We start from the raw sequence: 24,709 nt of genomic DNA on the forward strand, positions 1-24,709 counted from the left end.
ACCGCGACCGTGTCCCGTCCCTTCACCCTCTTCACCGGCCAGTGGGCCGACCTTCCGTTGGAGGAGGTCTGCCGGCTCGCCCGCGACTTCGGTTACGACGGTCTCGAACTCGCCTGCTGGGGCGATCACTTCGAGGTCGACAAGGCCCTCGCCGATCCGTCGTACGTCGACGGCCGGCGCGCGCTCCTGGAGAAGTACGGCCTGAAGTGCTGGGCCGTCTCCAACCATCTGGTGGGCCAGGCCGTCTGCGACCATCCGATCGACGAACGCCATCAGGCGATCGTGCCGGCCCGGATCTGGGGGGACGGCGAGCCGGAAGGCGTACGGCAGCGGGCGGCGCGCGAGCTGGCCGACACCGCGCGGGCCGCCGCCGCCCTCGGCGTCGACACCGTCATCGGCTTCACCGGCTCGTCGATCTGGCACCTGGTGGCCATGTTCCCGCCGGTGCCGGAGCGCATGGTCGAGCGCGGATTCGAGGACTTCGCGGAGCGCTGGAACCCGATCCTGGACGTCTTCGACGCCGAGGGCGTGCGCTTCGCCCACGAGGTTCATCCGAGCGAGATCGCGTACGACTACTGGACCACCCAGCGCGCCCTGGAGGCGGTGGACCACCGGCCGGCCTTCGGGCTCAACTTCGATCCGAGCCACTTCGTCTGGCAGGACCTGGACCCGGTCGGCTTCCTGTGGGACTTCCGCGACCGGATCTACCACGTCGACTGCAAGGAGGCCCGCAAGCGCCTCGACGGCCGCAACGGGCGGCTGGGTTCGCACCTTCCGTGGGGCGATCCGCGGCGCGGCTGGGACTTCGTCTCGGCCGGCCACGGTGATGTGCCCTGGGAGGACGTCTTCCGGATGCTCCGCTCGATCGGCTACGACGGGCCCGTCTCGGTGGAGTGGGAGGACGCGGGGATGGACCGGCTGACCGGCGCTCCGGAAGCCCTCGCCCACCTGAAGCGGTTCGACTTCGACCCGCCGACGGCTTCCTTCGACGCCGCCTTCGGGGGCGATCGGCAGCCGTAACCCACGGCGATCCGCTCGCCCGACGACCCGGTGCGCGGGGCGATGCCCGGTGGCGAACAGGCCACCGGGCCGGCCAGCCCTGCCCGCGAGCGGCTTTGTCCTCAGTCGGTGAAAAGTTCGACAGCTGCGACGCACAAGGGCTTTCCGGCGCGGACGAACCCCGCTACGGTCCCAGTGAGCCTGATGTGTACATGACGTAACTCTCGGTTCCGGCCGGCGTGACGGCGCACGCCGGTCCCCGGACATCCGCACACCCCGGCCCTACTCCGGAGGACATCCGTGCACAGACAACGACTCCGATTCAGGAAGTCACTCGCCCTGCTCACCGGCGGCCTGCTCGCCGTCACCTCTTTCGCACTCGGTGCCCCGCAGGGACTCGCCGCCGACGCGGACTCCGCCGCCACGGCCGCCGCCGAGGAGTTCCAGCAGGTCACCCTCGCCAAGGGCGGCGAAGAGGTCGGTGAGCCGATGTCGCTCGCCGTACTCCCCGACCGTAGCGTCCTGCACACCTCGCGCAACGGCGAACTGCGCCGCACCGACGCCGCGGGCAACACCCGGGTCATCGGCAGCATCCCCGTCTACTCGCACGACGAGGAGGGCCTCCAGGGCATCGGGCTCGACCCGGACTTCGCCCGGAACAAGGCCATCTACCTCTACTACGCCCCGCCGCTCGACACCCCGGCCGGCGACGCCCCCAACGACGGCACCGCCGCCGACTTCGCCCGGTACGACGGCGTCAACCGCCTCTCCCGCTTCACGCTGAAGGACGACGGCACCCTCGACAACGCCAGCGAGAAGAAGGTCATCGACATCCCCGCCACCCGCGGCATCTGCTGCCACGTCGGCGGTGACATCGACTTCGACGCCCAGGGCAACCTCTACCTGTCGACCGGCGACGACTCCAACCCCTTCGCCTCCGACGGCTACACCCCGATCGACGAACGCCCCGGCCGCAACCCGGCCTTCGACGCCCGCCGCACCTCCGGCAACACCAACGACCTGCGCGGAAAGATCCTCCGTATCAAGGTCGCCGACGACGGCTCGTACACCGTCCCCGCCGGCAACCTCTTCCCGCCCGGGACGGACCGGACCCGCCCCGAGATCTACGCGATGGGCTTCCGCAACCCCTTCCGCTTCAACGTCGACAAGGCCACCGGCGTGCTGTACGTCGGCGACTACGGGCCCGACGCCGGCGCCGCCGATCCCGCGCGCGGACCCGCCGGTCAGGTCGAGTTCGCCCGCGTCACCAAGCCGGGCAACTTCGGCTGGCCGTTCTGCACCGGGAACAACGAGCCGTACGTCGACTACGACTTCGCCACCAAGGTCTCGGGAGCGGCCTTCGACTGCGGCGCCCTGAAGAACGACTCGCCGTACAACACCGGACTCGTCGACCTTCCGCCCGCCGAACCCGCCTGGATCCCGTACAACGGCGGTTCCGTACCCGAGTTCGGCAGCGGCTCCGAGTCCCCCATGGGCGGTCCCGTCTACCGCTACGACGCCGCCTCCACCTCACCGGTGAAGTTCCCGGAGTCGTACGACGGAGACTTCTTCGCCGGCGAGTTCGGCCGCCGCTGGATCAAGCGCATCGAGCACGGCGCCGACGGCACCGTCCAGTCCATCAACCCCATGCCGTGGACCGGCACCCAGGTGATGGACATGGCCTTCGGCCCCGACGGCGCGCTGTACGTCCTCGACTACGGCACCGCCTGGTTCGGCGGCGACCACAACTCCGGCCTCTACCGCATCGAGAACGCCACCGGCGGACGCTCCCCGGTCGCCGAGGCGAGCGCCTCCAAGACCTCCGGCGTCGCCCCCCTGAAGGTCGCCTTCTCCTCCGCCGGAACGACCGACGCGGACGGCGACGCCCTCACCTACAACTGGGACTTCGGCGACGGCGGCACCTCCACCGCGGCCAACCCCACGTACACCTACCGCAAGAACGGCACCTACACGGCGACCGTGACCGCGAAGGACGGCAGCGGCCGCACCGGCTCCGCCTCCGTGCACGTCGTCGTCGGCAACACCGCGCCCAAGGTCACCCTCGACCTGCCCGCCGAGGGGGCCCTCTTCACCTTCGGCGACGAGATCCCCTTCAAGGTGACGGTCACCGACCCGGAGGACGGCGCGATCGACTGCGCCAAGGTCAAGGTCACCTACATCCTCGGCCACGACAGTCACGGCCACCCCGTCACCTCAGCGAACGGCTGCACCGGCACCATCAAGACCTCCGCCGACGGCGGCCACGACGACGACGCCAACATCTTCGCCGTCTTCGACGCCGAGTACACCGACGGCGGAGGCGGCGGCCAGGCCGCCCTCACCACCCACGACCAGGCCAAACTCCAGCCGCGCCACCGCCAGGCGGAGCACTTCGACGCGCAGAACGGCGTCAGCGTGATCGACAAGGCCCCGGCGAACGGCGGCCGGACCGTCGGCGACATCGACGACGGCGACTGGATCTCCCTCAAGCCCTACAACCTGAGCGGATCCACCAAGCTCACCGCCCGCGTCTCCTCCGGCGGCGCCGGCGGCTTCCTCGAAGTCCGCACCGGATCGCCCACCGGCACCCTCCACGGCTCCGCGCCCGTTCCCGTCACCGGCGGCTGGGAGACCTTCCAGGACATCGACGTACCCCTGCGCAACGTCCCCCGCAGGACCACCGAACTCTTCCTGGTCTTCAAGGGCGGCGCCGGCGCGCTCTACGACCTGGACGACTTCACGATCTCCAACACACCCGTGGACCGGACCGCCAAACGGGTCCTCGTCTTCTCCCGCACCGCCGGCTTCCGGCACGACTCCATCGCCTCCGGCATCACCGCGCTGAAGGAACTCGGCGCCGGCAGCGACATCACCGTCGACGCCACCGAGGAACCACGCCAGTTCACCACCAACAACCTCGCCCGCTACGACGCCGTCGTCTTCCTCTCGACCACCGGCGACGTCCTCGACGCGGCCCAGCAGACCGCCTTCGAGAACTACGTCTCCACCGGCGGCGGCTACATGGGCGTCCACGCCGCGGCCGACACCGAGTACGACTGGGAGTTCTACGGCGGACTCGTCGGCGCCCACTTCCACTCCCACCCGCAGATCCAGCCCGCGACCGTCCGGGTCGAGGACCACGACCACCCGGCCACCGCCCACATCGACGGCCCCTGGCAGCGCACGGACGAGTGGTACAACTACCGCACCAACCCCCGAGGTCAGGCCCGGATCCTCGCCACCCTCGACGAGACCACCTACCAGGGCGGCACCATGAACGGTGACCACCCCATCGCCTGGTGCAAGTCCTACGGCGGCGGGCGCTCCTTCTACACCGGTGGCGGTCACACCAAGGAGTCCTACGCCGAGCCGGCCTTCCGGCAGCACCTCCTCGGCGGACTGCGCTACGCCACCGGCCAGGTCTCGGCCGACTGCCGGCCGCAGACCGGCTACCGCGACCTCTTCAACGGAGAGACCCGCGAGGGCTGGAAGCAGGCGGGACCGGGCGGCTTCGACGTCGTCGACGGCGAGCTGCGCTCGGTCGGCGGCATGGGAATGCTCTGGTACCAGGCCAAGGAGTTCTCCTCCTACTCCCTCAAGCTCGACTGGAGGACGGCCGGTGACGACAACTCCGGGATCTTCGTGGGCTTCCCCGCCTCCGACGACCCCTGGTCCGCCGTGAACAAGGGCTACGAGATCCAGATCGACGCCACCGACGCCCCCGACCGGACCACCGGAGCGGTCTACGGCTTCAAGTCGGCCGACCTCACGGCGCGCGACACGGTGCTGCGGCCTCCGGGCCAGTGGAACAGCTACGAGATCCGCGTCCGGGGCGAACGGCTCCAGGTGTTCCTCAACGGAGTGAAGATCAACGACTTCACCAACACCGATCCCGTACGGAGCCTGAAGGACGGCCACATCGGCATCCAGAACCACGGGGCCGAGGACCAGGTCTCCTTCCGCAACATCCAGCTCAAGGAGCTCACCCCGTAGAGCTCCCCGCACAGCCGGCGGCGGGCGGGGAGGCGCCGTACCCCCCGCCCGCCGTCTCCACCACCGTTCAGGGAGGCAGGGTCGTGACCAGAGGAACGCACACGGGAGCCGCAGCGCGCACGGAAGCCGGGACGCGTACGGAGGCCGGTACACGTGCGGAGGCGGCGGCGCGCACGGGAGCCGGCGGTCGTCCCGAGGCCGGTACACGTGCGGAGGCGGCGGCGCGCACGGGAGCCGGCGGTCGTCCCGAGGCCGGAGGGCGCACGGGTGTCTGGCTCATCGGGGCCAGAGGCTCCGTCGCCACCACGGCGATCGCCGGCTGCGCAGCGGCCACGGCGGGCCTGCACCTCCCGACCGGCATGGTGACCGAGACCGCTCCCTTCGCGGCCGCCGGGCTGCCACCCCTTTCTGCCCTCGTCTTCGGCGGACACGACACGGCTGCGTGTCCGCTGCCCAAGCGGGCCGAGGAACTCACCGCAGCGGGTGTCCTCCCGCACGGCCTCGCCGCCGCCGTCGCGGCCGAACTGCGCGCCGCGGACGGGGAGGTCCGCCCCGGCGGCCCCCTGCCGGGCGACAACCGCGACGAGCGGGAACTGGTCACCGAGTTTGCCGCTGACATGACAGACTTCCGGCAGCGGCTGGCATTGAAACGAGTCATCGTTGTGAATGTGGCCTCGACGGAGCCGGCGCCGGGGGGCGCCGGGCTCCCGCCGAGCTCCCTCTACGCGGCCGCCGCCCTCCGCGCGGGCTGCCCCTACGTCAACTTCACCCCCTCCACCGGGCTGCGTCACCCCGCCCTCACCGGCACCGTCGCGGCGAGCGGCCAGCCCCACGCCGGCCGCGACGGCAAGACCGGCCAGACACTCCTGCGCTCCGTCCTGGCCCCGATGTTCCTGCAGCGCGCCCTGACCGTACGGGCCTGGTCCGGCGTCAACCTCCTCGGCGGCGGCGACGGAGCCGCCCTCGCCGACCCGGCCGCGGCGGCGGCGAAGAACGCCGGCAAGGAGCGGGTGCTCGCGGACGTCCTCGGCCGGGCCCCGGAAGGCGAGGTCCACATCGACGACGTGCCGGCGCTGGGGGAGTGGAAGACGGCCTGGGACCACATCGCCTTCGACGGCTTCCTCGGCTCCCGCATGACCCTCCAGACCACCTGGCAGGGCTGCGACTCGGCCCTCGCCGCCCCGCTGGTGCTCGACCTGGCCCGCCTGACGGCCCGCGCCCACGAGAAGGGCTTCGCGGGCCCGTTGGAGGACCTGGCCTTCTACTTCAAGGACCCGGAGGGCGAGGCCCCGGCGGCGCTCGCCGAACAGTACGCGCGGCTGCTCGCGTTCGCGGCCCGGCTGGGGGAGGGTGAGGGGCGGTGACGGGGCGCCTCGCCTCCTGGGCGGAGCTGCTGCGGGTCTCCGCCCTGTGCACCGTGCCCGGAGACGCCATGGCGGGCGCCGCGGCCTCCGGCCTGAGACCGAACCGATCCACCCTGCTGGCGATCGGCGCCTCCCTCTGCCTCTACGAGGCGGGCATGGCGCTCAACGACTGGGCCGACCGCGCCGAGGACGCCATCGACCGCCCCCACCGCCCGATCCCCTCGGGCCGCATCACCCCGCGCGCCGCCCTGACCGCCTCGGCCGCCCTGACGGCCACCGGCCTCGGCCTGGCCGCCCGCGCGGGCCGCCCGGCGTTCACCGTCGCCACCGCGCTCGCCGCGACCGTCTGGGCCTACGACCTCCGCCTCAAGCACACCCCGGCAGGCCCCGCGGCCATGGCGGCGGCCCGCGCCCTCGACCTCCTCCTCGGCGCCGTCGCGACCACGGCCTCCCCGGCCCGCGCCACCGGGACACACCATCCCGCCGCGAGCCGAGGCGGCCGCCGGCCCACGACGGCGCTCCGGTCGGCGGCGCTCCTCGGCGCGCACACCTACGCGGTCACCTCGGTCTCCCGTCATGAGACCCAGGGCGGCTCGACCCGGACTCCCCTGCTGGCCCTCGCCACCACCCTCGCCCTGGCCGCCGAAGCGTCCCGCCCCGTCAGTCCACCCGAGGCGGACGGCCCGACCGGCCCGCCCCAGGCCGCCCCGTCCCTCCGCGGCGGCGCCCGCCCCCTCCGCGGCGCCCGCCCCCTCACGCCCGCGGCAGGCCCCGTCGTCACCGCGGCGCTGGCCGCCCTCTACGCCCGCACCCCGGCCGTCCCCTACCTCCACGCGGCGCTCAACCCCTCACCTCCCCTCGTCCAACGCTCCGTCGGCGCCGGCATCCGCGCCGTGATCCCCCTCCAGGCCGCCCTCTCCGCCCGGGCAGGCGCCCCCGGCACCGCTCTGGCGACCCTCTGCCTCGCCCCGCTCGCCCGCGCCCTCGCCCGGAAGGTGAGCCCCACATGACGCCCCGACCCGCCGCCCTCCGCCTCGGCTACGGCACCAACGGCCTCACCGACCTCCGCCTCGACGACGCGCTCGCCCTCCTGGCCGACCTCGGCTACGACGGCGTCGGGCTCACCCTCGACCACATGCACCTCGACCCCCTCGCTCCCGACCTCCCCGCCCGCGCCGCCCGACTGGCCCGGCGCCTCGGATCGCTCGGCCTCGGGGTCACCGTCGAGACCGGCGCCCGCTATGTCCTCGACCCGCGCCGCAAGCACGGCCCCTCCCTCCTCGACCCGGATCCCGACGCCCGGGCCGCCCGCACCCGCCTCCTCCTCCGCGCTCTCGACGTGGCCGCCGACCTCGGCGCCCACGCCGTCCACTGCTTCAGCGGCATCACCCCCGCGGCGACCCCCGAGCCGACCGCCTGGAAGCGCCTCACCGCATCCCTCACCCCCGTCCTCGACGCCGCCGGCTCCACCGGCATCCCGCTCGCCGTCGAACCCGAACCCGGCCACCTCCTCGCCACCCTCGACGACTTCCACACCCTGCGGGGCCTCCTGGGCGATCCGGACCCCCGCCTTCTCGGCCTCACCCTCGACATCGGCCACTGCCAGTGCCTGGAGCCCACGCCGCCGGCCGACTGCCTCCGCGCCGCCGCCCCGTGGCTGCACCACATCCAGATCGAGGACATGCGCCGCGGCGTCCACGAGCACCTCCCCTTCGGCGACGGGGAGATCGACTTCCCGCCCGTCCTCGCGGCCCTCGCCGAACTCACCGCCACCGGCTACCCGGGCCTGACCGTCGTCGAACTGCCCCGCCACTCCCACGCCGGCCCCGAACTCGCCCGCTCCTCCCTCGCGTTCCTCCGCGACCAGCCGACCCCACGGGAGGCCCCGGCATGCTGACCGACACCGCCCGCGCCTGGCTCGACGAAGCCCTCACCGCCGCCGCGGCCCACACCGCCCTCTGGGAACTGCGCTTCGCGTCCGCGGGCCGGCACTGCGGCCCCGAGCACGCCGACTCCGCCCGCGTCCTGCTCCTCGAGGCGGCCCGCGCCGACACGGCCGTCCTCACCCGCCTCTACCACCACGGCTCCGCCGCCGAGCGCCGCGCCATCCTCCTCTCCCTCCCCTCACTCGTCACCGGGCCGGAGGCCCTGCCCCTGGTCGAGGACGCGCTGCGCACCCACGACACCACCCTTCTCTCCGCCGCCCTCGGCCCCTACGCCGCCTCCCACCTCGCCCCGCACACCTGGCGTCACGCCGTCCTCAAGTGCCTCTTCACCGATGTCCCCCTCGACGTCGTGTCCGGCCTGGACCACCGCGCCCGGGGCGACGCGGAACTCGCCCGCATGCTCGGCGACTACGCCGCCGAGCGCACCGCCGCCGGCCGCCCCGTCCCCGCCGACCTCCACCGCGTCCTCGCCCTCGCCGCCACCCCCACGGAGGACTCCTGATGCGCATCTTCGACCCCCACATCCACATGTCCTCGCGCACCACCGACGACTACCGGGCGATGTACGACGCCGGTGTCCGGGCGCTGGTCGAGCCCTCCTTCTGGCTGGGTCAGCCGCGCACCTCACCCGCCTCCTTCTTCGACTACTTCGACTCCCTCCTCGGCTGGGAGCCCTTCCGAGCCGCCCAGTACGGCATCGCCCACCACTGCACCCTGGCCCTCAACCCCAAAGAGGCCAACGACCCGCGCTGCGCCCCCGTTCTCGACGCCCTGCCCCGCTACCTCGTCAAGGACAACGTCGTCGCCGTCGGCGAGATCGGCTACGACTCCATGACCCCGGCCGAGGACACCGCCCTCGCCGCCCAGCTCCAGCTCGCCGCCGACCACGGCCTGCCCGCCCTCGTCCACACCCCGCACCGCGACAAGCTCGCCGGCCTGCGCCGCACCCTCGACGTCGTCCGCGAGTCCGCGCTCGCCCCCGAACGCGTCCTGCTCGACCACCTCAACGAGACCACCGTCAAGGAGGCCGCGGACAGCGGAGCCTGGCTCGGCTTCTCCATCTACCCCGACACGAAGATGGACGAGGACCGCATGGTCGCCGTCCTCAAGGACCACGGCACAGAGCGTGTACTGGTGAACTCGGCCGCCGACTGGGGCAAGAGCGATCCGCTCAAGACCCGCAAGGTCGGCGACGCCATGCTCGCCGCCGGATTCTCCGCCGCCGACGTCGACCAGGTGCTGTGGCGCAACCCCGTCGCCTTCTACGGCCTCAGCGGCCGCCTCCGACTCGACCTCCCCTCACCGGCCCTGACCCACCAGGGCAACTCCATCCTCCGCGGCGGGGAATGAGGCGGGCCCGCCGATGCGCTTCCGCCACCCCGACGGCTCCACCGTCCACCTCGCCTACTGCACCAACGTCCACCCCGCCGAAACCCTCGACGGTGTCCTCGCCCAGCTCCGCGACCACTGCGAACCCGTCCGCCGGCGCCTCGGCCGCGACCGTCTCGGCATCGGCCTCTGGCTCGCGAGGGACGCCGCCCGCTCCCTGATCACCGATCCGGCCTCCCTGCGCGCACTGCGCGCCGAGATCGACCGCCGTGGCCTCGAGGTCGTCACCCTCAACGGGTTCCCGTACGAGGGCTTCGGCGCCGAAGAGGTCAAGTACCGCGTCTACCAGCCGGACTGGACCCGCCCCGAACGTCTCGCCCACACCACCGACCTGGCCCGCCTCCTCGCCGCCCTCCTCCCGGACGACATCACCGACGGCTCCGTCTCCACCCTGCCGATCGCCTGGCGCACCCCCTTCGACTCCCGAGCGGCCGACACCGCCCGCACCGCCCTGACCACCCTCGCCGGACGCCTCGACGCCCTGGAGGAACTCACCGGCAAGTCCGTGCGCATCGGACTGGAACCGGAACCCGGCTGCACCGTCGAGACCACCACGGACGCGATCACCCCGCTCACCGCCCTCTCAAGCCCCCGCATCGGCGTCTGCCTCGACACCTGCCACCTCGCCACCTCCTTCGAAGATCCGCACACCGCCCTGGACACCCTCGCCTCCGCCGGCATCCCCGTCGTCAAGTCCCAGCTCTCGGCCGCCCTGCACGCCGAGCGCCCCCACCTGCCCGAGGTCCGTGCCGCGCTGGCCGAGTTCGCCGAACCCCGCTTCCTCCACCAGACCCGCACCCGGACCGCAGCGGGGCTGCGCGGCACCGACGACCTGCCCGAAGCCCTCGCCGGCCGCTCCCTCCCCGACGGCGCCCCCTGGCGCGCGCACTTCCACGTCCCCCTCCACGCCCCACCGGAGCCCCCGCTCACCTCCACCCTTCCCGTCCTGCGGACGGCCCTCGCGCTGCTCGTCGGCGGCCCCCGCCCGCGCACCCACCATCTGGAGGTCGAGACCTACACCTGGCAGGCCCTCCCGGCCGCGCAGCGCCCCCGCACCCGCGCCCGCCTCGCCGACGGCATCGCCGCCGAACTCACCCTGGCCCGCGACCTCCTGACCGACCTCGGCCTCAAGGAACTCCCATGACCAGCCCCCGGAGCGACACCGCACCCACCCCCCTTCTGGTCCTCGACGTCGTCGGTCTCACCCCCCGCCTCCTGGAGTACATGCCCCGCCTCCGGGCCCTCGGCCGGGCCGGCTCGCACGCCACGCTCTCCACCGTCCTGCCGGCGGTCACCTGCACCGCCCAGTCCACCTTCCTCACCGGCACCCTCCCCGCCGAGCACGGCATCGTCGCCAACGGCTGGTACTTCCGCGAGCTCGGCGACATCCTCCTCTGGCGCCAGCACAACGGCCTCGTGTCCGGCGACAAACTCTGGGACGCCGCCCGCCGCGCCCACCCTGGTTACACCGTCGCCAACATCTGCTGGTGGTACGCCATGGGCGCGGACACCGACATCACCATCACCCCCCGTCCCGTCTACTACGCCGACGGCCGCAAGGAACCCGACTGCTACACCCGGCCCCCGGCCCTCCACGACGAACTCACCGAAGAACTCGGCACCTTCCCCCTCTTCCACTTCTGGGGCCCGGGCGCCGACCTCGTCTCCAGCCGGTGGATCATCGACGCCACCCGCCACATCCTCCGCACCCGCCGCCCCGACCTGGCCCTCTGCTACGTTCCGCACCTCGACTACGACCTCCAGCGCTACGGCCCCGACGACCCACGGGCCTTCCGGGCCGCGGCCGAACTCGACACCGCCCTCGCCCCCCTCCTCGACGAGGCTCGTGCCGAAGGACGGACGGTCGTCGCCCTCTCCGAGTACGGCATCACCCGCGTGAACCGACCCGTCGACATCAATCGGGCCCTGCGCCGGGAGGGCCTGCTGGAGGTGCACACCCAGGACGGCATGGAGTACCTGGACCCGATGACCTCGCGCGCCTTCGCGGTCGCCGACCACCAACTCGCTCATGTCTACGTCCGGCGCCCCGAAGACCTGGACCTCGTCCGGGAGACCCTCGCCGGACTCCCCGGCATCGAGCGGCTCCTCGACGACGAGGGCAAGAAGGAGCACGGCCTCGACCACCCCCGTTCCGGGGAACTCGTCGCCCTCGCCGAGCCCGACGCCTGGTTCACGTACTACTACTGGCTCGACGACGCGAACGCGCCGGACTTCGCCCAGCTCGTCGAGATCCACCGCAAACCCGGCTACGACCCCGCCGAGCTGTTCATGGACCCGCTCGACCCGTACGTACGGATCAAGGCCGCCAAGGCGATCGCCCGCAAGAAGCTCGGCATGCGCTACCGGCTCGCGGTGGTCCCCCTCGACCCCTCACCTATTCGCGGCAGCCATGGCCGCCTCCCCACGAGCGACGACGAAAGTCCGCTCATTCTGTGCTCCACCCCCCGCGCTGTAAGCGGCCGCGTCGCGGCCACCGATGTGAAGTCCCTCTTGCTCCACCTGGCCGGTCTTCACTGACCGAAGTCCAGTGAAGCAGACCCGACCGACAACGAGGAGTTGTCCACAGATGAGCCGCAACCGCCGTATCCACAGCACCTCCGCCGACCCCGAGCTCGCCCACAAGCTCAGCAGACGCAACATGCTCGGCGTCGCCGCCGGCGCCACCGCCGCGGCCCTCCTCGGCGCCACCGCCCCCACCGCCGCGGCGGCGGAAGCCGGAACCGGCACCGAGGCGGCCGACCGTGGCCGGGGCCCGGGCCGTCCCGTCCTGCCTCCCGGCCGCCTCGGCATCCAGCTCTACTCCCTGCGCGACAAGGTGGCCACGCTCGGCTTCGCCACCGTCTTCGCCGAGCTGAAGAAGTACGGCTACGACGAGGTCGAGTTCGCCGGCTACGGCCAGGGCTCCGCCGGCCCCATCACCCTCGCCCAGCTGAAGAGACTCACCCACGACCACGGCCTGCGCGGCATCGGCAGCCACGTCGGCTACTACTCCTCCGACCCCGCCGCGTACACCTTCGCCCAGAACCTCGACCGCGTCCTCGACGACGCCCAGGCCCTCGGCCTCCCGCACATCGGCACCGCCTCCGGACCCTGGCGCTACGGCGCCACCGTCGACGGCTGGAAGCGCTGCGCCGAGGAGTTCAACCACTACGGCGCCGAGGCGAAGAAGCGCGGCATGAAGTTCTACCAGCACAACCACGCCGAGGAGTTCTCCTTCGCCACCGACCGCCCGGACGTCCGCCTCTACGACGTCCTGCTCGCCGAGACGGACCCCGAGCTCGTCCACCTCGAGATGGACATCTACTGGGCGTACGTCGCCCAGTTCCGCTTCTCCCGCCGCGCCGACGGCACCCCCGCCCCCTTCGACCCGCTGGACTACGTCCTCGCCCAGCCCCACCGCTTCCCGCTCTTCCACGTCAAGGACGGCGAACGCGACGAATCCGTCCGCGACGGCTACCGCATGGCGGACGTCGGGGACGGAGACATCGACTACCAGCGCTTCATCTCGGCGGTGAACCGCACCCAGCACGGATACCGCTCCCACCACTGGCAGGCCGAACGCGACAACCCGGTCGCCTCCTTCGACTTCGCCCGCAAGTCCAGCGCGCACCTCCACTCCCTGCGCGAAAAGGACTGCTGACCGGGCCGGCCACCGCGCTCACGCGTCCCGGCTGATCGGCCGCGGGTCCGCCTCCACCCGGCGGGCCCGCGGCCGTCAGCTCTCCCGCGGCCGTCAGCTCTCCGGCCGCTCCGGCGGCTTCCGGCGCGGGGCCTTCGTCGGTGGAGACCTGCCGACCCTCCGGCCCTCCGTTCAGCCGATCCCCTGGCGGTCCGGCTCCAGGGCGAAGGCCCGGTCGGCCGCCTCCGGCACCGCGCGCTCGATCCGCTGCACCAGCAGCGCCCGGTGTCGCAGCAGTGGCTCCCTGCGCTCCTCCGGGGCCAGGTGCAGCAGGTCGTCGATCCCGGCGAGCATCCGCCGGGACACCTGCGGGCTGTCCGCCACGCAGCCCCTGACCTCGGTGAACCCCAGATCCACCAGATCGGTCCAGCCGGGTCCCCGCTGCACCAGCCGGACCGCGCCCGTACGGTCCCGGTGATGTACGGCGCCCAGCGGTCGGTTCGCGAGCTCCGCGAGGAGCTGGACGATCCGGTCCAGGCACTGCACGGCCGTCGTCGGATCGTTGATCGCGGCGGAGAGGGCCCGCAGGGCGATGTCGGAGAGCTGCCGCATACCGAAGCCGAGATCCTGGTGGAAGGTCCGCTCCACCCCGACCGAGACCGCCGAGGCCAGTCGCCGCGGCACCTGCCCCCCGTGGACGGCCAGGATGCGGGTCCCGGGCACCACGAAGTCCCCGATCCGGGGAAGGAGCCGCAGCACGACCCCGTGCCGTCGCGCGCCCTGTACCAACCACGCCACGTTCACGTCACGCAGCACCCCGGCGCGCCCCCGGTGCACGAGGAACGCGCTGGGTTCGCCGAGCTCACCGACCACGTCCCCGTGCAGAGGCTGCTTCGCCAGCACGGACACCGATTCGGCGGTGATCCGCTCCACCACGTGTCCCACGCGCATCAGCCGCAGCGTCGTATTCACGTACGCCACGAAGAGCAGCAGGCTCAGCCCCACCATGAGCAACGTCAGCAACGACTGCACCAGCGGCACGTTCGTCACCGACTGGGCGTCGGCCTCGCTCTCGTACGAGGTCAGCACGAGCAGCGACAGCAGGAAGGTCGACAGGAAGACGGAGAAGGTCGCCTTGGTGATCCGGCTCCTGATGAAGATCCGCACGACCCGCGGACTGAACTGGCCGCTCGCCATCTGCACCGCGACCAGCGAGATGGAGAACACGACACCGATGAAGGTCATCATCGCCGAGGCGATCGTCGTCACGATCGTCTTGGCGTCGTCGGCGATCCCGATGAGGTCGGAGATCTCCGCGTACGCCTCCTCCTCGCGGAGCCATCCGATGATCGCCTCGTCCAGCGCCGTCGCACCCATCCAGAGCGCGAGCACCATGGCCATCGACACGATCGGGGCGAACCAGAAGGTGTCCCGGAGATGCTCGCGCAGCGGCGACAGCATGCGGGGCCTGCGGTACGTCGCCCCGCCGTACTCGGAGAGCCTGCGGTTCTTGGAGAGGTAGCTCACCCAGCGCAGGCTAGGGGCCGTCGCTCTCCACTCTTCGTATCCGCACGGCGACACTCTGTACGTCGCGTCGGCGGCCCCGACTGGATCAAGGGCTTCTGGCCCGCCGCACGCCACTGACCACGGGAAACGTGGGTGAAAGGCACCTCGAACCCCTGGTAGAGTTATCCATGTCGCCGCGGGGAACACCCCAGGACGACACAACACCTGTCCGGGTGGCGGAATGGCAGACGCGCTAGCTTGAGGTGCTAGTGCCCTTTATCGGGCGTGGGGGTTCAAGTCCCCCCTCGGACACCATGAGAGTGCTGGTTGAGATGATCTCAACCAGCACTTTTCGTTTACCGGCAGCCCGATCAGTACCGACAGTGCCGACCCGCGGCGACGCGAGGTCACACGACCTGTTTCCGCGCCACGACCAGTCTGCACCGCGGACTGCCGTCCTCCTGGCGCCCCAGCGCCTCGATCGGCAGCGTCTCCACCGAGAACCCCGCCCCCGCCAGCCGCTCCCGCACGTCCGTCAGCGCGAAGGTGCGGTAGTACATGACGAAGCGGGGCCGCCAGACCGCGTTGCGGACCCGCATCGCCGCGTCGAAGCCGAGCAGGGCCCAGTACGGCAGCGAGCCCACCCGAGGCGGAGCCGGCAGGGGGAAGGCGAGAAGGCCCCCCGGGCGGAGGGCCGCGTGGGCCTGGGTGAAGAGCCGGGACTGCTCCGCCGGGACGAAGTGGCCGAAGGCGCCGAAGCTGACCGCCAGGTCGAAGGACGGGGCGAAGGGCAGGGCCAGGGCGTCCGCGCGGATCAGGGTGGCTTCGGGGTGGGAACGGCGGGCCTCGGTCAGCATGCCCCTGCTGAAGTCCACGCCCGTGATCCGGCCCGTGCACACCGAGCGCAGGACGGAGAGGCCCGCGCCGGTGCCGCAGCAGAGATCGAGGCCCGTGTCGAACGGGCCCAGGGGACGCAAGGTGTCCGTCACCGCGTCCAGGACGGGGTCCGGGGTGCGGAACGGGGTCTCGTCGAACTTCCTCGCCAGCAGGTCGTAACCGTGCTCCACCGACGAGAGGGCCTGGACGGCCAGTTCACGGACGGTCGGGCCCTGAGGGGTGAACATGCTCCGACAGTACGCCGTCACTCTGCGGAGGAACGAGCGTCCAGGACGGCGAGGTCCCCGTCAGCTGGCAGCTCAGCAGGTACAGGGGGATCGGCGGGGTGTACGGCGACGTGCCGTCGGGGCGGTGGATCAGCCGGGGACGGCGGTCCGGGATGTCCGCGCCCGGGGCGTAGCAGGCCGGCATCGGCCAGGTGACGTCCAGGTCGGAGCCGGTCGGGACCAGCCACCACCACCAGTCGGTGTCCGCGTAGACACAGCCCTTGGAAGGGAGCCGGGAGAGGATCCGGAAGCCGTAGCGCGCCGGGACACCCACCGCGTCGCAGCCCAGGGCGGTGCGGAAACCCGGGGGGACGACCAGGCGGGTCGAGCCGGTCTCCGTGGCCTTGCGGGCCCGCGGCGTCAGGAGTGTCGCCATCGACCTCAGCACGTGTGCCCCATGCCGTGGGCCAGTTCCGCCCAGACGACCCGCGCCGTTCCGTGTCCCGTACGGTCCGCGCCCCACGCGCTGCACAGCCCGTCCACGAGCAGCAGGCCGCGGCCGCGTTCCTCCTCGCCGCAGTCACGGATCCGCGGATCGCCCGCGCCGCCCTCGTCCCGTACGGCTATGCGCAACTGGTCTTCTCCCTCGCGCAGTTCACAGATGACATGGCCGCTCGCGGTGTGCACGATCGCGTTGGTGACCAGCTCGGAGACGATCAGCGTCACCGTGTCGCGGACATCCGGGTCGCAGCCCCAGAGGACGAGTCGCTCCTCCGCCAGCCTGCGGGCGCGCGACACCGAGGAGGTGCGGGCCGGGAGCTCGAAGGCGAAGCGGCGGACCTCGGGGCGGACCGGGTAGGAGACGTCCGTGCGGGGAGCGTCGGTTCGTGGGCGCTGGGTCATGACGCGGGGGCTCGTCAAACCTGAGGGGAGCGCGTTACCAGAAGCCACGACCGGTTCCTCACAACAGTGGGTAAGCAGTGCCGTGCATCGCCCCCCGAGGCGGCGCGCGGCAGCAGCGCGTACTGGTTCACCGGAATACTTTGCTCCCGGCGCGGACACTTGGCAAGTGGCACTCTGAAAATTGCAGAGTGCTGTGTTCTCTCTGGCCCTGTTCATGGCACACTCAACCGAAACAGAGCGTCGGGGAGGTCTGAGAGTGAGCGAGCCGCGGTCCGCCCCCACGGTGGGACAGGTCGTTCTCGGCAAGCGTCTGCAGGATCTCCGCGAGCGGGCCGGCCTGAAGCGGGAGGAGGCCGCCAAGGTCCTCCGCGTCGCTCCGGCCACCATCCGGCGCATGGAGACGGCGGAAGTCTCGCTGAAGATCCCGTACGTCCAGCTCCTGCTGCGGGCGTACGGCATCACGGAATCCGAGGCGGAGGGGTTCGTCGCCCTCGCCGAGGAGGCCAACCTCCCCGGCTGGTGGCAGCGGTTCCATGACGTGCTGCCCGGCTGGTTCTCGATGTACGTCAGCCTGGAGGGGGCGGCGAGCCTCATCCGGGCCTACGAACCCCAGTTCGTCCCCGGTCTGTTGCAGACCGAGGGATACGCCCGCGCCATTCTGCGCAGCGGGGCGGTCGGCGGCGGCAACGCCGAGGAGATCGAGCGGCATGTAGCCCTGCGGATGGAGCGCCAGTCCCTGCTGACGAGGGACGACGCCCCGAAGTTCTGGGTGATCATGGACGAGACGGTCTTCCGCCGACCGGTCGGCGACGGGCCCGAAGTGATGCGCGACCAGCTCGACCGGCTGCTCGAAGCGTCCGAGCGGCCGAACGTCACCCTGCAGATCGCGGAGTTCGCGTCCGGCCACCACCCCGGCACCTACGGACCGTTCGTCCTCTTCCGCTTCGCCGTGCCCGAACTCCCGGACATGGTCTACAGCGAGTACCTGACCGGCGCCGTCTATCTCGACGCGCGCCCCGAGGTGGCCTCCCATCTCGAGGTCATGGACCGCATGGCGGCGCAGGCCGCGACTGCACAACGCACGAAGGAGATCCTCAAGGATCTCCGCAAGGAGCTGTGAATGGATCGCATATACAACGGCATGCCCGCCGCGGATCTCGGTGCCGAGGGATGGCACAAGCCGTGGAGCGGCGGGAACGGGGGCAACTGCGTGGAGGCCATGAAGCTGGCCGACGGCAGAGTCGCCGTGCGACAGTCCGCAGACCCCGAAGGACCAGCGCTCATCTACACCCACGGCGAGATCGCCGCGTTCATCCAGGGAGCGAAATCCGGTCAGGCCGACTTTCTGCTCACCTGACCCCTTCCGTCACACCCCTACCGTCGCGTAACTCTTGCTGTCATCACCGTAGTTCTCTCCGCCGACCAGGAGCCCCGATGAGCCAGGACCCCGCAGCCGTACGGATCGACACCAGCAAGCCGCACCCCGCGCGGATGTACGACTGGTTCCTGGGCGGCAAGGACAACTACCCGGTCGACGAGGAGATGGCCAGGCAGCTGCTCACCGTCGACGCCCGCGGCCGGGACATGGCCCGGGTCAACCGGGCCTTCATGCACCGCGCCATCCGCTGGCTCAGCGCCCACGGCGTACGGCAGTACCTGGACATCGGCACCGGCATCCCGACCGAGCCCAACCTGCACCAGATCGCCCAGCAGGCCGCGCCCGAGTCCAGGATCGTCTACTGCGACAACGACCCGATCGTGCTCGCGCACGCGGCCGCCCTGCTGCGCTCGACCCCCGAAGGGGCAACCGAGTACATCCAGGCGGACGCCCGCGACCCGGAGCTCATCCTCGAAAGGGCCGGAAAGGTCCTTGATTTCGACCAGCCCATCGCCTTGTCCATGCTTGCCCTGCTGCATTTCGTCGGGGACGAGGACGGGGCGTACGACCTGGTCGGCAAGCTCGTCGACAAGCTCGCGCCGGGCAGCTACCTCGTCCTCTCGCACGTCACGGGCGACTTCGACCCGGAGGGGGCGGCCAAGGCCGCCGGCATGTACAAGGCGCGCGGGCTGACGCTGCGGCCGCGCTCGCGCGACGAACTGGCCGCGTTCTTCGACGGGCTGGAGTTCGTCGAGCCCGGCGTCTCGCTCACCGCCGAGTGGCACCCGGAGCTGGGCGAGGCCGTTCCGGTCCAGGGGGACGACCCCATTCCGGGCTGGGCCGGCGTCGCCCGCAAGCCCTGACGCACCACCCGTGCACGCGGAGGCCCGCAGCCGTCGGCGGCTGCGGGCCTCCGCGTGTCAGTCGTCCTGCGGTGCGACCAGCGTCACCAGGAACGACTTCGCCGCGCTCACATTGCCGGCCGCGTCGATCGTGCGGTACTCGACCGTGTGTGTGCCGTAGTCCGGCGTCGCGTCGTCCCAGGGGACCGCTCGGCTCGTGCCCAGCTTGCCGTGGACGAGACCGTCGATGACGGTGCCGCCCGGCGAGAAACGGAACGGCGCGTCGGCGTCGGTCGGCCAGCCGTAGTACGTGTACCAGCCGTCGCCGTCCACCCGGAACTGGCTGACCACGGAGCCCGGCCGGTCGTCGCGCGCCGTCAGCTTCATCGTGAACTCCCCGTCGTAGACGTACTCCACCGGGCGCCCGGGCCGGTTCACCGTGCGCAGGGGCTCGGACAGCGCGTACGACGCCGTCGCGGGACGGGCGTCGACCGTCCACCGCACCTGGGCCCGCGTGCCGGGGATGTCCGCCGTCAGCGTGTGCGTGCCGGGTGCGAGGCGCAGCGCACGCAGGTCCAGATCGCGGTCGTTGCCCGGGTTGTCGACCATCCTGCCGTCCAGCCGCCACCGGACGGCGAGCGTGCCGCGCGTCGGGTGCGTGGTGTCCGCGTGGACCACCGAGCGCGCGGCGACGGGCGACGCCGTCGGCGTGTGGCCGGTGAAGGCCGCCTCGACGTCCTCCTCCGGGGTGGCCGACGCGCGGTTCACCGTCCAGCTCACCGTACGGGTCAGGGCGGCCGAACCACGGACCGCGGGGTCGCGGACGAACGGCGTCGGGTCGCTGACCGTCGCGGTCAGCGTGTGGTTCCCGGGGGAGAGGGACAGGGCCCGCAGATCGACCGCCCGCGCGCCGCCGGTGCTCATCGTCCTGCCGTCCAGCCGCCACACCACGTCGAGTTCACCGCCCGACGGGTGCAGGGTGTCCACCCACACCGTCCGGTCGGCCCCGATCGGCGTGGCGTTGGGCGTGTGCGCCTGGACGAGATTCACCTTCGCCGAGATCGCCTGGACCATCACCTCGCGCTCGACCTGATCGAAGGCGTAGCCGAGCGTCTTCATGATCGAGTGCTTGCTCGGCCGCCAGACGCCCTGGGTGCTGTACAGCCCGCCCTCGAAGCGGCCGATGACACCGCCCGCCTCGCTCTTCTCACCGAGCCAGCGCCACCACTTGGCGCGCTGCTCGCGCATCTGCCGCTCGGTGAGCAGGGTGTGGTGTACCGAGGACGGCTCCGGACCGGAGTACGGCCCGCCGGCGATCCCGCGCGCGTAGTAGTCGTATTCGTCCTGGAGCTTGCCCAGCGAGTGGCCGATCTCGTGCGGGGTGATCAGCGAGGAGAGCGCGTTGCCGCCGGAGGCCGTGGCGTAACTGCCGCCCGCGCCGCCGTAGGTGTCGCTGTGCGCGAGCGCCACGATCTGCCGGTTGGCGCCGCTCGTGCCCGGGACGAGGTCGGCCAGCGCGGCCGCCTTCGCGCTGTCGACCGTCAGCAGCCGCTGGACGCTGCCGGGGTTGCAGCCGCCCCAGAAGCCCATGTCCAGCGGGGTGTCGCGCCGGGGCGCGTCGAGCCCCGGATCGCAGTCCACCCCGGACTCCGCCGAAGGGACCTCCACCGCCCAGACGTTGATGTACGAGCGGTACGAGGCGAACGGTTCGATGCTCCACAGCACGTTCAGGTGCTTCTCGACGTCGGCCCGGAACGCCGGCATCTCCTCGGCGGTGTAACCGTCGCCCATCAGGACCAGGTTGAAGCGTTTGCCGGCGGGTCCCGTGGTCTGGACGGGAACGACCGTCGCCGTGTCCGTGACGTCCGGGGGGTGGGGGACGTCGCTGGAGACGGTGGTCGCCGGTCCGGCTCCCACCAGTCCGGCGGTGAGCAGACAGCCCGCGCTGAGACGGACCACGGCCCTTCGTAGGCGTATGCCAGGTGAGGTCATGGGGCGCGAGCGTATGCCGCGCCCCCAGTGGCGTAAAGATGTTCGCCGGACAGTCGTTTCAGCGTCGCAGATAGGCCAGTTCCGCGTGCCCGGCCGTGTAGGCGTCGACCAGCCGGCGCGCCACGGACACCGAGTCGACCAGCGGATGCAGGGCGAACGCCTTCACCGCCGTCGTCCGCGATCCGCTCTCCGCCGCCGCGAGCACCTCGCGCTCGACCGCCTTGACCGCCGTCACGAGGCCCACCGCGTGGTAGGGCAGCGGAGCGACGGACACCGGATGGGCGCCGGCCGCGTCCACGAAACAGGGCACCTCGATCACCGCGTCCGCGTCGAGCACCGAAAGGGTGTTGCCATTGCGGACGTTGAGGATCAGGGTGGACCGTTCGTTGCGCGCGATCGCCCGCATCAGGGCCAGGGCCACCTTCTCGTACCCGCCCGACTCCAGGTCCTCCTCGTCCCGCTCGCCGATCCCGGCGGCCTCCCGGTTGGCGGCCATGTAGGTCGCCTCACGGTCGGCGAGCGTCCGGTGCCAGGTGGCCAGCGGCGGCGTGTCGGGCTTGCCCATCTCCTCGTAGAACCCGGCCTGTTGGTCGCGCAGGTAAGCGCCGCGGGTCCGCTCGGCCCGCTGGTAGGCGGCCACGGCCTCGCGGTTGAAGTAGTAGTAGTGCAGATACTCGTTCGGGATCGCGCCGAGCGAGCGCAGCCACTCGGGGCCGAAGAGCCGGCCCTCCTCGAAGGAGCCGAGCGCCCGCTCGTCCGCGAGCAGTCGAGGAAGCACGTCCCGGCCCGCGACCCGCAGGCCGCGCAGCCAGCCGAGGTGGTTGAGACCGACGTAGTCGATCCACGCCTCGTCCGGGCTCGCGCCGAGGACCCGGGCGACCCGGCGGCCGAGTCCGACGGGGGAGTCGCAGATGCCGACGACCCGGTCACCGAGCACCCGGGACATGGCCTCCGTCACCAGACCGGCCGGGTTCGTGAAGTTGATGACCCAGGCGTCCGGTGCCAGTTCGGCGACGCGCCGGGCGATGTGCACGGCGACGGGCACCGTTCGCAGCCCGTACGCGATCCCGCCCGCACCCACCGTCTCCTGGCCCAGGACCCCTTCGGCGAGCGCGATCCGCTCGTCCGCCGCCCGGCCCTCCAGCCCGCCGACCCGGATCGCCGAGAAGACGAAGTCCGCTCCCCGAAGCGCCTCGTCCAGATCCGTGGTCGCCGTCACCGACGGGGCGTCCGGCACCCCCTCCCCCTGCTCGGCGAGGACCCGCGCGATCGCCGAGAGCCGCGCGCCGTCGAGGTCGTGCAGCGTCACGTGGGTGACCCGCCCCTCGGCGTGGTCACCGAGCAGCGCGCCGTACACGAGCGGGACCCGGAATCCGCCGCCTCCGAGAATCGTCAGTTTCATGGTCGTACGCTACTGCGATGCACGTATTGAGCAGCCGGATCCTGCTCCGGCCGGCCGATCCCGAGCGCTCCCGGCGCTTCTACGGAGACACGCTCGGGCTGGCGGTGTACCGCGAGTTCGGCACCGGTCCCGAGCGGGGCACCGTCTACTTCCTCGGCGGCGGCTTCCTGGAGGTCTCCGGGCGCGCCGCCACGACCGGGCCGCCGCCCCGGCTGCGGCTCTGGATGCAGGTGGCCGACGTGCGCGCGGCCCATGAGGAGCTCCTGGGCCGGGGCGTCGTGATCCTGCGGGAGCCGGTGACCGAGCCCTGGGGGCTGATCGAGATGTGGATCGAGGACCCCGACGGGATGGAGATCGCCGTCGTCGAGGTCCCCGAGGACCATCCGTTGCGCTACCGCCCCTGACGCGGACCGGGCGGCCGGAGCGGAACCGGGTCAGCCGACATCGAGCGCGTTGCGCAGGCCGAGCCGGAGGCGCAGGCGGTCGTGGCGCTTGAGCGACTCCAGCTCGGGTGCGCGGAACAGCGGCCGGACCGTGCAGCGCGCGGCCGTCGATCCGGTCCGGTCGAGGAGCGCGTTGACGGCCTGCCGGGCGGAGGCGTTGGCGCCCTCCATGGTGGCGAGGTCGATGTCGACGGCCACGTAGTCGCCGGCCAGATAGAAGTTCGGAACCTTCGTCGCCGCCCGCGGACGGTTGTGGAAGGTGCCGACCGGGTGGATGAGCAGCTGGTCGTCGTTGGTCGGGTTCGGGGTACCGAGGCCGTCCACGCCCGGGTCCAGGAACCAGGAGTGCAGCGCGCCGTCCTTCAGCACCGTACGGCCGGTGTCGTTGAAGGCGGCCTTGAGCTGTGCCCAGACCTCGCGGGCGACCTCGGCGGGGGTGCACTGCTTGGCGGTCCTGCCGTAGAGGACGCCCGGCCGGTCCCACTCCGAGATGTCCACCGAGAGGCAGTCGACGGCCGATCCGTCGCCGTAGTCGGCGGGGAAGTTCCTGGCCGGCCAGTGGTGCGCCTGCTGGATGCACGTCAGGGACCAGGGGGAGTCGATGAGGTTGGCGTGTCCGGCGAGGAGCGGGGCCCGCTCGGTCAGATAGAACTGGATGCCTGTCATCCAGTCGGTCTCCAGTTCGTCACAGCGCGCCAGTTGGGGATCGGCCGCCCGCAGTGCGGCGCCCCAGGTGCGCCGCGCGTGTTCCACCGGCATCGCCGAGACGTAGTGGTCGGCGGTCACCGAGCGGCGGACGCCCTCGGGGTCCTCGATCAGTGCCGCGGAGATCCGCCCGGCGGCGGAGTCGTACGCCATCTCCCGGACGGTCCAGCCGACACGGAACTCGACGCCGAGGCCGGTGAGGTGGGTGACCCAGGGGTCGATCCACGCCTCGTTCGTCGGCAGGTCGAGGATCCGGTCGAGGGGCCCGTCCGCCCCGCGTCCGAGCGCGTTGAAGGCGAAGGCCTCCAGGAGGGTGGCGACCGTACGGGTACTGGCCTCCTCGGCCTTGGTCGCCACGATGTTGCGGGTGAGTCCGACGGCCAGGATGCGCTGGTAGTCGTAGCTCATCCGCTCGGCCCGCAGGAACTCCCACCAGGGCGTGGCCTCCCAGATCCCGTTCCGCCGCTCGTCGCAGCTGGTGAGGAAGACGAGGAAGCGGTTGACGAAGTAGGCGGCCTCGTGGAGCGGAATGGCTCCGGCCGTCTCCAGGAGCGCGGTCAGCGCGCGACGGATCTCGTCGAGGGTGAGCTCGGCCGGCCGGTGACCGGGCCAGGGGAGAGGGATGCGCAGATCCTCGCGGCCGGTGCGGGCGAAGGACATCTCGGCCGGGGCGACGAGGTTGTCCCAGACGCCGTTGGCGTTCCCGGGGAAGGGGATGCGCCGCATCGTGTCGGGGAGGTTGTGGTAGATCCCGGGGATGAAGCGGAAGCCGTGCTCGGCGGGGAGCGGCCGGCGGCCGCCGCGCGCACTGCCCGGCACGTCCATCGAGCGGGCCTTGCCGCCGAGGGCCCTGCGCTCGTAGACGGTGACGCGGAAGCCGCGTTCGGCGAGCTCGTGGGCGGCGGTCAGGCCGGCGACACCCCCGCCGAGGACGGCGACGGAGGGCGCGGCCGCCGTCGAGGTCCCGGCCGACGTCCCGGTCGCGAACGCCGGGGCTGGAGCGGCTCCGACGGCTGCCGCGCCGGTGACCGCGGCGGCGGTGGTCACGAAGGTGCGTCGCGAGGTGCCCGTACGGTTCATGCCCCAGCCCCTTTTGCCTTACCG

21 protein-coding genes and 1 tRNA gene are annotated in these 24,709 nt (G+C 71.8%); 15 read left to right on the forward strand and 7 right to left on the reverse strand.

What is annotated here, in order from left to right:
• Positions 1-9 precede the first annotated feature (9 nt).
• The 10 genes from ACZ4VW_RS20330 to ACZ4VW_RS20375 all read left to right on the forward strand — a co-directional run bounded on the left by ACZ4VW_RS20330 (position 10) and on the right by ACZ4VW_RS20375 (position 13,352).
• Complete coding sequence (locus tag ACZ4VW_RS20330) at positions 10-1,020, forward strand: sugar phosphate isomerase/epimerase family protein (RefSeq protein WP_467964227.1); 1,011 nt, start codon at positions 10-12, stop codon at positions 1,018-1,020.
• 279 nt (positions 1,021-1,299) lie between these two features.
• Entirely contained in the window at positions 1,300-4,992 is a 3,693-nt protein-coding gene (locus tag ACZ4VW_RS20335) for a ThuA domain-containing protein (RefSeq protein WP_467964229.1), read from the forward strand.
• A gap of 278 nt (positions 4,993-5,270) precedes the next feature.
• On the forward strand, positions 5,271-6,356 hold the full coding sequence (locus ACZ4VW_RS20340; protein WP_467964346.1) for an inositol-3-phosphate synthase: 1,086 nt from the start codon (positions 5,271-5,273) through the stop codon (positions 6,354-6,356).
• Complete coding sequence (locus ACZ4VW_RS20345; protein ID WP_467964231.1) at positions 6,353-7,366, forward strand: SCO3242 family prenyltransferase; 1,014 nt, start codon at positions 6,353-6,355, stop codon at positions 7,364-7,366. Before ACZ4VW_RS20340 ends, ACZ4VW_RS20345 begins: the two co-directional genes overlap by 4 nt.
• Positions 7,363-8,253, forward strand: a complete 891-nt coding sequence (locus tag ACZ4VW_RS20350) for a sugar phosphate isomerase/epimerase family protein (RefSeq protein WP_467964233.1) — start codon at positions 7,363-7,365, stop codon at positions 8,251-8,253. The genes ACZ4VW_RS20345 and ACZ4VW_RS20350 overlap by 4 nt, the downstream gene beginning before the upstream one ends.
• Positions 8,247-8,804 (forward strand): EboA domain-containing protein, encoded by a 558-nt coding sequence (locus ACZ4VW_RS20355; protein WP_467964235.1) that lies wholly within the window; start codon positions 8,247-8,249, stop codon positions 8,802-8,804. The genes ACZ4VW_RS20350 and ACZ4VW_RS20355 overlap by 7 nt, the downstream gene beginning before the upstream one ends.
• Positions 8,804-9,652, forward strand: coding sequence for a TatD family hydrolase (locus ACZ4VW_RS20360; protein WP_467964237.1), 849 nt, complete (start codon positions 8,804-8,806; stop codon positions 9,650-9,652). Before ACZ4VW_RS20355 ends, ACZ4VW_RS20360 begins: the two co-directional genes overlap by 1 nt.
• 13 nt (positions 9,653-9,665) lie before the next feature.
• Positions 9,666-10,835, forward strand: a complete 1,170-nt coding sequence (gene eboE, locus ACZ4VW_RS20365) for a metabolite traffic protein EboE (RefSeq protein WP_467964239.1) — start codon at positions 9,666-9,668, stop codon at positions 10,833-10,835.
• Positions 10,832-12,229 carry a nucleotide pyrophosphatase/phosphodiesterase family protein gene (locus ACZ4VW_RS20370; protein WP_467964241.1) on the forward strand — a complete coding sequence of 466 codons (1,398 nt, stop codon included), beginning with the start codon at positions 10,832-10,834 and terminating at the stop codon, positions 12,227-12,229. Before eboE ends, ACZ4VW_RS20370 begins: the two co-directional genes overlap by 4 nt.
• Before the next feature lie 49 nt (positions 12,230-12,278).
• The gene (locus tag ACZ4VW_RS20375) at positions 12,279-13,352 is read left to right on the forward strand and encodes a sugar phosphate isomerase/epimerase family protein (protein WP_467964243.1); all 1,074 of its coding nucleotides are present in this window, start codon (positions 12,279-12,281) and stop codon (positions 13,350-13,352) included.
• Positions 13,353-13,523: 171 nt separating this feature from the next.
• Here ACZ4VW_RS20375 and ACZ4VW_RS20380 read toward each other — a convergent pair whose 3' ends face one another.
• Complete coding sequence (locus tag ACZ4VW_RS20380; RefSeq protein ID WP_467964348.1) at positions 13,524-14,792, reverse strand: DUF2254 domain-containing protein; 1,269 nt, start codon at positions 14,790-14,792, stop codon at positions 13,524-13,526.
• Between the two features lie 272 nt (positions 14,793-15,064).
• On the opposite strand from ACZ4VW_RS20380, the gene ACZ4VW_RS20385 reads away from it, so the two are divergent.
• Positions 15,065-15,152, forward strand: a tRNA-Leu gene (locus ACZ4VW_RS20385).
• 92 nt (positions 15,153-15,244) lie between these two features.
• On the opposite strand, the gene ACZ4VW_RS20390 is transcribed toward ACZ4VW_RS20385, so the two are convergent.
• The 3 genes from ACZ4VW_RS20390 to ACZ4VW_RS20400 are packed head-to-tail and all read right to left on the reverse strand — an operon-like array spanning position 15,245 to position 16,843.
• A complete protein-coding gene (locus tag ACZ4VW_RS20390; protein WP_467964245.1) occupies positions 15,245-15,961 on the reverse strand; it encodes a class I SAM-dependent methyltransferase in 717 nt (238 codons plus the stop codon).
• A complete protein-coding gene (locus ACZ4VW_RS20395; protein WP_467964247.1) occupies positions 15,930-16,376 on the reverse strand; it encodes a hypothetical protein in 447 nt (148 codons plus the stop codon). The genes ACZ4VW_RS20390 and ACZ4VW_RS20395 overlap by 32 nt, the downstream gene beginning before the upstream one ends.
• A gap of 5 nt (positions 16,377-16,381) precedes the next feature.
• The gene (locus ACZ4VW_RS20400; protein ID WP_467964248.1) at positions 16,382-16,843 is read right to left on the reverse strand and encodes an ATP-binding protein; all 462 of its coding nucleotides are present in this window, start codon (positions 16,841-16,843) and stop codon (positions 16,382-16,384) included.
• 256 nt (positions 16,844-17,099) lie between these two features.
• Here ACZ4VW_RS20400 and ACZ4VW_RS20405 point away from each other — a divergent pair, with 256 nt between their 5' ends.
• The 3 genes from ACZ4VW_RS20405 to ACZ4VW_RS20415 all read left to right on the forward strand — a co-directional run bounded on the left by ACZ4VW_RS20405 (position 17,100) and on the right by ACZ4VW_RS20415 (position 19,084).
• Positions 17,100-17,963 carry a helix-turn-helix domain-containing protein gene (locus ACZ4VW_RS20405; RefSeq protein WP_467964250.1) on the forward strand — a complete coding sequence of 288 codons (864 nt, stop codon included), beginning with the start codon at positions 17,100-17,102 and terminating at the stop codon, positions 17,961-17,963.
• Positions 17,964-18,200: a DUF397 domain-containing protein gene (locus ACZ4VW_RS20410; protein ID WP_137992288.1), complete on the forward strand. Its 237-nt coding sequence runs from the start codon at positions 17,964-17,966 to the stop codon at positions 18,198-18,200.
• 77 nt (positions 18,201-18,277) lie between these two features.
• The gene (locus ACZ4VW_RS20415) at positions 18,278-19,084 is read left to right on the forward strand and encodes an SAM-dependent methyltransferase (RefSeq protein ID WP_467964252.1); all 807 of its coding nucleotides are present in this window, start codon (positions 18,278-18,280) and stop codon (positions 19,082-19,084) included.
• 57 nt (positions 19,085-19,141) lie between these two features.
• On the opposite strand, the gene ACZ4VW_RS20420 is transcribed toward ACZ4VW_RS20415, so the two are convergent.
• Both ACZ4VW_RS20420 and ACZ4VW_RS20425 read right to left on the reverse strand, forming a co-directional pair.
• Positions 19,142-21,055, reverse strand: coding sequence for a M64 family metallopeptidase (locus ACZ4VW_RS20420; RefSeq protein ID WP_467964254.1), 1,914 nt, complete (start codon positions 21,053-21,055; stop codon positions 19,142-19,144).
• A 58-nt stretch (positions 21,056-21,113) separates the two neighbouring features.
• Complete coding sequence (locus tag ACZ4VW_RS20425; protein WP_467964256.1) at positions 21,114-22,457, reverse strand: 6-phospho-beta-glucosidase; 1,344 nt, start codon at positions 22,455-22,457, stop codon at positions 21,114-21,116.
• 17 nt (positions 22,458-22,474) lie between these two features.
• Here ACZ4VW_RS20425 and ACZ4VW_RS20430 point away from each other — a divergent pair, with 17 nt between their 5' ends.
• Positions 22,475-22,861 carry a VOC family protein gene (locus ACZ4VW_RS20430; RefSeq protein WP_467964258.1) on the forward strand — a complete coding sequence of 129 codons (387 nt, stop codon included), beginning with the start codon at positions 22,475-22,477 and terminating at the stop codon, positions 22,859-22,861.
• A gap of 30 nt (positions 22,862-22,891) precedes the next feature.
• On the opposite strand, the gene ACZ4VW_RS20435 is transcribed toward ACZ4VW_RS20430, so the two are convergent.
• Positions 22,892-24,685 carry a hydroxysqualene dehydroxylase gene (locus ACZ4VW_RS20435; protein ID WP_467964260.1) on the reverse strand — a complete coding sequence of 598 codons (1,794 nt, stop codon included), beginning with the start codon at positions 24,683-24,685 and terminating at the stop codon, positions 22,892-22,894.
• Between the last annotated feature and the right edge of the window lie 24 nt (positions 24,686-24,709).

This window comes from Streptomyces sp. NPDC029139 (genome assembly GCF_055564335.1).

What these genes read in the sequence shown, in the direction of transcription:
- ACZ4VW_RS20410 (WP_137992288.1), top strand. Translation starts at nt 17,964, where the DNA reads ATGGATCGCATATACAACGGCATGCCCGCCGCGGATCTCGGTGCCGAG.
- ACZ4VW_RS20355 (WP_467964235.1), top strand. Translation starts at nt 8,247, where the DNA reads ATGCTGACCGACACCGCCCGCGCCTGGCTCGACGAAGCCCTCACCGCC.
- ACZ4VW_RS20395 (WP_467964247.1), bottom strand. Translation starts at nt 16,376, where the DNA reads ATGGCGACACTCCTGACGCCGCGGGCCCGCAAGGCCACGGAGACCGGC.
- ACZ4VW_RS20370 (WP_467964241.1), top strand. Translation starts at nt 10,832, where the DNA reads ATGACCAGCCCCCGGAGCGACACCGCACCCACCCCCCTTCTGGTCCTC.
- eboE (WP_467964239.1), top strand. Translation starts at nt 9,666, where the DNA reads ATGCGCTTCCGCCACCCCGACGGCTCCACCGTCCACCTCGCCTACTGC.
- ACZ4VW_RS20425 (WP_467964256.1), bottom strand. Translation starts at nt 22,457, where the DNA reads ATGAAACTGACGATTCTCGGAGGCGGCGGATTCCGGGTCCCGCTCGTG.
- ACZ4VW_RS20400 (WP_467964248.1), bottom strand. Translation starts at nt 16,843, where the DNA reads ATGACCCAGCGCCCACGAACCGACGCTCCCCGCACGGACGTCTCCTAC.
- ACZ4VW_RS20415 (WP_467964252.1), top strand. Translation starts at nt 18,278, where the DNA reads ATGAGCCAGGACCCCGCAGCCGTACGGATCGACACCAGCAAGCCGCAC.
- ACZ4VW_RS20420 (WP_467964254.1), bottom strand. Translation starts at nt 21,055, where the DNA reads ATGACCTCACCTGGCATACGCCTACGAAGGGCCGTGGTCCGTCTCAGC.
- ACZ4VW_RS20435 (WP_467964260.1), bottom strand. Translation starts at nt 24,685, where the DNA reads ATGAACCGTACGGGCACCTCGCGACGCACCTTCGTGACCACCGCCGCC.
- ACZ4VW_RS20430 (WP_467964258.1), top strand. Translation starts at nt 22,475, where the DNA reads ATGCACGTATTGAGCAGCCGGATCCTGCTCCGGCCGGCCGATCCCGAG.
- ACZ4VW_RS20390 (WP_467964245.1), bottom strand. Translation starts at nt 15,961, where the DNA reads ATGTTCACCCCTCAGGGCCCGACCGTCCGTGAACTGGCCGTCCAGGCC.
- ACZ4VW_RS20380 (WP_467964348.1), bottom strand. Translation starts at nt 14,792, where the DNA reads ATGCTGTCGCCGCTGCGCGAGCATCTCCGGGACACCTTCTGGTTCGCC.
- ACZ4VW_RS20350 (WP_467964233.1), top strand. Translation starts at nt 7,363, where the DNA reads ATGACGCCCCGACCCGCCGCCCTCCGCCTCGGCTACGGCACCAACGGC.
- ACZ4VW_RS20360 (WP_467964237.1), top strand. Translation starts at nt 8,804, where the DNA reads ATGCGCATCTTCGACCCCCACATCCACATGTCCTCGCGCACCACCGAC.
- ACZ4VW_RS20375 (WP_467964243.1), top strand. Translation starts at nt 12,279, where the DNA reads ATGAGCCGCAACCGCCGTATCCACAGCACCTCCGCCGACCCCGAGCTC.